This is a genomic window from Enterococcus sp. NBRC 3427 (genome assembly GCF_007996925.1).
GTDB lineage: Bacteria > Bacillota > Bacilli > Lactobacillales > Enterococcaceae > Enterococcus_B > Enterococcus_B lactis.
The window spans coordinates 1-4,997 of the sequence record NZ_BJLL01000097.1; the positions used below are offsets into that span (position 1 = coordinate 1).

The following is a 4,997-nucleotide window of genomic DNA, read 5'->3' on the forward strand; positions in this document are numbered from 1 at the left end:
GGTAGTATAATCTAAAGGTAATAAGTTATTCTTTTATTACTATGTTTGGGTTTTATAGCAAAGAAAGTTTAATAAGAGTTTGGACCTAGCAAACAATATTAATGAGGTCATTAAATCTTATTATCTTTAGTAATATAACGAAATATCTACACAGACAAAATTAGAGAGTGTAAAATATTTTGTGTAAATAGAAAAAAGGAAATCCCTTCTGTAGAATAGAGTTACCACAAAACATTCACAGAAGAGAGGACTTCCCTATGAACGATTTTACTACAGAAATTCTAAAGACTCTAGCGAACAAAGGCGATTTGAATGAATTATTCCGTGTCCATTTGGAAAAAGCAGTCAATACGCTTCTCAAAACGGAGTTAACGGCTTTCCTAGATTACGAAAAGTATGATCGCATTGGTTTTAACACGGGTAATTCTCGTAACGGCTCCTATGACCGTACGGTCAAGACCGAGTATGGGGAACTTCATCTCCAGATTCCGCGCGACCGCAATGGCGAGTTCAAGCAACAGACTGTTCCTGCTTATAGACGGACGAATGACACGTTAGAGGAGACCGTCATTCACCTCTTCCGAAAAGGTATTACCATGTCGGAAATCGCAGACTTGATTGAGAAAATGTATGGGCATCACTACACGCCCCAAACCATGTCCAATATAACAAAATCATTTACAGAAGAGGTAACGGCGTTTAAAGGGCGAGAGCTTCATGACCGTTATGCTGCTATTTATATGGACGCAACGTATATTCCGTTAAAGCGGAAAACCGTCGCCAAGGAAGCTATTCATATCGCAGTTGGCATTCGCCCGGACGGATCAAAGGAAGTATTGAGCTATGCGATTGCACCGACTGAATCCATCACGATTTGGGAGGAAATTTTATTAGACCTTCAAGAGCGCGGTTTGAAAAATGTCCTCCTGTTCATCACGGATGGCTTAAAGGGGATGGTAGGAGCGATTAGTCGGTTCTATCCCAAAGCTCGTTTTCAACATTGTTGTGTACACGTTTTCCGTAATATCAGTCACAAAGTGCGTGTCAATAATCGTAAGGAAGTCTGTGATGATTTTAAAATGGTGTATCAAGCCTCATCTAAAGAGGTGGCGTTGGAAGCACGTGGTGCTTTTGCGAAAAAATGGAAAACCAGCTATCCAAAAGTGGTTGAATCGATTCTTTCGAACGATCACTTGCTCACTTTCTATGATTTCCCCTTGGCCATACGCAAGAGTATTTATTCTACGAACTTGATTGAATCCTTTAATAAGCAAATCAAGAAATACAGCCACCGCAAGGAACAGTTCCAAAACGAAGAGTCGATGGAACGTTTCTTAGTCTCGTCTTTTGATACTTACAACCAAAAATTCCTAGGTCGCAGTCATAAAGGCTTTCAACAGGCCGAAGGCGAACTTGAACAAATGCTAAGCCAACTGATTGAGAATTAGAAACAATCTGCAGTAGGGAAGAATCATTTACACAAAATTATTGACGCTCCCCAAAATTATGATCTTGCGTAAAGTTATAAAATATTAATAAAAATATTTTATTAATGAAAAGCTTGGTAGCACGGTTATTCATATGCTAATTTATTTCACTTTATAGTAAGGGGAGTTCTTAGTATATTGTTCAAACTTAAATTTCATATAATTTAATTATGTAAATTAGCTATTCTAAGAACTTCTACGGATAACTGCCCGTCTAAAATTTAAATAAGAGCTTAGAATCTTCATATAAGTAAGGTTAATTTTTTTGTACAAAAAAGTCGGAATATTCTGAGTTACTGAAATGATATAAAATCATAAACTAAATCCCTTGATTTTCTTGACTTTGAACAGAGTATGTATATAAGTTTATGATTATGGTAAAGTATATATATAATCATGAACTCAGAATATTTTTAAGAAGGGAAACAATAGTGAGCTATAATGTACAACCGTTAAGGACAAATGAAGAGATACAAGATTTTCAGTTTTGGCTAAGAAGAACAAGTAATCCGGAAAGAGATAGTTTTTTATTTTTGTTTGGAATCAATAATGGTTTACGTATGTCAGATATTATAGGATTAAAAGTTGGAGATATACGAGGTAAAAGTAAGCCTATTATTGTTGAACGTAAAACAGGTAAGCGAAAACCGATTTTCATAGATAATTTGAGAGAAGAGATTTTATTATATACTGAAGGCAAAGAAGAAAATGATTGGTTGTTTCCAAGTCGGCAACAAGGTCGACATATAACAAGGGATCGTGTCTATCAGATATATGCGGATATAGCGGAAAAATTAGGAAGAGATGATATAGGAACACATACATTAAGAAAAACTTTTGGGTATCACTACTACAAAAAAACTAGAGACATTGCTACCTTAATGTTTATTTTTAATCATAGTTCTCAATCGATTACTAAAAGATATATTGGAATTACAGAAGATGAAATCGGTGCTTCCTTAAAAGGATTTAAATTAGGTATTTAATCTTTGCATGATTAGAGATAAAAAAAACCAACTACGAAATCTATTTGTAGTTGGACTTTTTTTTATAATGAATTCAATGCATCAATTGTAGCCGCATTGTCTATATGGGTATATAAAGTCGTTGTATTGGTACTTGAATGTCCCAATTGTTGGGCAGTCAATACCAAAGAATTCGTCTGTTGGTAGAGTCTAGTAGCCAATGTATGACGCAGTTTATGCGGACTGACTTGGACTCTGAATCCTTTCGAATATTTTGCTACCATCCGTTCGATTGCAATACCGGATATACGTTTGGCTTCTCCTTGGTAAATTGCTAGAAATAATGCTTTTTCGTTTTCTGTCACTTTATATCTTTCTTTCCGAATAGCTAGATAATTAGCTAAATATTCCATTGCGAACGCTGCTATATTGACCGCATCTCTCTTATTTCCTTTTCTAGTTACTACCACATTATTCTTATCCAAAGATAGATCATCTAAGTTAATATTTACAACCTCGGAGAGTCTCAATCCAGATCCTAAAATCAGTGCATTGATCGCCAGGTCTCTTTCTACATCTCGATGGTAATAGATCAGAGCTCGTTTGCTCAAAGTATTTTTATATTCATTGGCAATATAATCTAGATAATTTTGTGTATCTTCGTCTAGAAATAATTTTTTCTCAATGGCATTTGCACGAGCTGCTAAAGTTGTTTTATCTGTGATAGTTGCTACCTGGTCCATAGGATTATCGTCTAAGTATGGTTTTCCTAGAGGATTATTGGAACTTTTCGAAAGATATTTAAATAGAACTTTCAATGCTGTTATATTTCTATTGATAGTAGAAGTGGATAGGCCTAAGTTATTATTATCTTCGAGCTTAGCTTTTGTTGTATCTTTTTTTACATTTTCTTTTGCGCGACGTTTCAAATGAGATTTGTACAAGTTTAGGTCATAGGCAGTTAAATGTCTTATCGAGGTGATTGAAGTATCAGGAACGATAGACTCACTCAGAAGCCATTCATAAAAGAGCTTATAATTTTTTAGATATTCTAAAGTGGTTCGAGGTGATTGATCTTTATCTTCACGATCTTGAACAAAATCTTTTATATAATCGGGCATATGAAGTATGATTGTATCTATTTTTTGATATATTTCTGTATTTTTCATGTCATTCATCCTTTCAATAAGTAGGAGAGAGGAGTATCCCTACAATTGGACTATACCAATTATAGGGACGTTTGTCAATTGGTATGCTATATTTTTTTTGGAAAACACAAATTATATAAGGTTCTATATAATCATATAAAATAAATGGTATATATAAATAGGCGAGGGGATAGCAGTTTGTATTCTAAAAATTTTTTTGGTTTTTCTTAATTCTATAGAAAGAACAATCTTTCTATAGAGTTAGACATGAGAGGGACTACGATTGATTTAAAATCAATAAGCGTATATACTGTATATACAAACAAAAAAGGGGAGAAGACTATGGCAATCAAAGAAAGAAAATTCAGAGAAGTAGGGAATTCAGTAGTATTAACTATTTCAAAGGAGTTTCTTAAAGAAAATGGGTTAAATCCTGGAGATACGGTTTTTTTAGATGAAGAAAAACTTCGAGCAGCAATTACAAAAAAACAAACCTTATCTGATGAGATCGATGTAGCAATATCTCAAGCATTAACTGAATATGATACTACTTTTAGAGAGCTTGTCGATAAATGAGTGTTCATTACCTAGAAGCCAAAGATGTTATAAAAATGAATGTGATCCAAATAAAAAAATACTCTCCTAATGAACCCATTGGTGTAAAGGACGCGAATGCTTTAGAAATGTGTGTAGGACGACTTCGAGCCTCAGCTTTTGGTGAAGAGGTTTATCCTTCGATTTATGAAAAAGCAGCTATCCTACTTATACAATTGATAAAGAAACATCCTTTTCATAATGCAAATAAACGTACTGCTTTCTTAGCTACTTTTGTCTTTTTGAAAATCAATGGACAGCTTTTAGCTATTGATCAAAAAGATGCTGTAAATTTAGTGGTATATATTGCTACATATGATAAGGATTTTGACCAACTAAAATATGAAGTGATCAACACTATAAAGACACATACGAAACCCATTTAAGGAGTTGCTGTATGTGTCTTTATAGTGTTATTAGCTGCTATAGCGAAATAATTGAAGTAAATTACAAATAGCTATAATTCAAATCCAACTATACAGAAAACGTAAATTTTCTATATACTTGGATATGCTGGAATGTTTAAGAGAATAATTACATTTCTAGAAAATACGATAAAAATTACAGGATAATTAGCCATATCCTACCTCCTCTAGCAGTTGCTCAAAAGTTAGCACTAAGTAACTTCTTTTTTGTTGCTGGTAACAATTTATCAATACTAAAATAGCTTTTAAGTATCTAATAAATACTAATTTTAAAGCTCTTAATTATTATGAAACACGATATAACAATATTGCTATATCGTGCTATTGTAATATTATACATTTGAAGACAGCGTATTCTTGTTCTAATATCAGGAATTT

5 protein-coding genes are annotated in these 4,997 nt (G+C 33.5%); 4 read left to right on the forward strand and 1 reads right to left on the reverse strand.

Annotation, left to right across the window (positions count from 1 at the left end; genetic code table 11):
• Positions 1–257: 257 nt before the first annotated feature.
• Both ESP02_RS12855 and ESP02_RS12860 read left to right on the forward strand, forming a co-directional pair.
• Entirely contained in the window at positions 258–1,448 is a 1,191-nt protein-coding gene (locus ESP02_RS12855) for an IS256-like element ISLgar5 family transposase (RefSeq protein WP_002333405.1), read from the forward strand.
• Positions 1,449–1,918: 470 nt separating this feature from the next.
• On the forward strand, positions 1,919–2,473 hold the full coding sequence (locus ESP02_RS12860; RefSeq protein WP_002318477.1) for a tyrosine-type recombinase/integrase: 555 nt from the start codon (positions 1,919–1,921) through the stop codon (positions 2,471–2,473).
• Positions 2,474–2,535: 62 nt separating this feature from the next.
• On the opposite strand, the gene xerS is transcribed toward ESP02_RS12860, so the two are convergent.
• Positions 2,536–3,621, reverse strand: a complete 1,086-nt coding sequence (xerS, locus tag ESP02_RS12865; protein ID WP_002295762.1) for a tyrosine recombinase XerS — start codon at positions 3,619–3,621, stop codon at positions 2,536–2,538.
• A gap of 321 nt (positions 3,622–3,942) precedes the next feature.
• Between xerS and ESP02_RS12870 the strand changes: the two genes are divergently transcribed.
• Positions 3,943–4,176 carry an addiction module antitoxin gene (locus tag ESP02_RS12870; RefSeq protein ID WP_002295764.1) on the forward strand — a complete coding sequence of 78 codons (234 nt, stop codon included), beginning with the start codon at positions 3,943–3,945 and terminating at the stop codon, positions 4,174–4,176.
• A complete protein-coding gene (locus tag ESP02_RS12875; protein ID WP_038398637.1) occupies positions 4,173–4,580 on the forward strand; it encodes a type II toxin-antitoxin system death-on-curing family toxin in 408 nt (135 codons plus the stop codon). Before ESP02_RS12870 ends, ESP02_RS12875 begins: the two co-directional genes overlap by 4 nt.
• The last annotated feature ends 417 nt before the right edge of the window (positions 4,581–4,997 follow it).

Coding starts and splice junctions, on each gene's coding strand:
- ESP02_RS12875 (WP_038398637.1), top strand. CDS start 4,173: ATGAGTGTTCATTACCTAGAAGCCAAAGATGTTATAAAAATGAATGTG.
- ESP02_RS12870 (WP_002295764.1), top strand. CDS start 3,943: ATGGCAATCAAAGAAAGAAAATTCAGAGAAGTAGGGAATTCAGTAGTA.
- xerS (WP_002295762.1), bottom strand. CDS start 3,621: ATGAAAAATACAGAAATATATCAAAAAATAGATACAATCATACTTCAT.
- ESP02_RS12855 (WP_002333405.1), top strand. CDS start 258: ATGAACGATTTTACTACAGAAATTCTAAAGACTCTAGCGAACAAAGGC.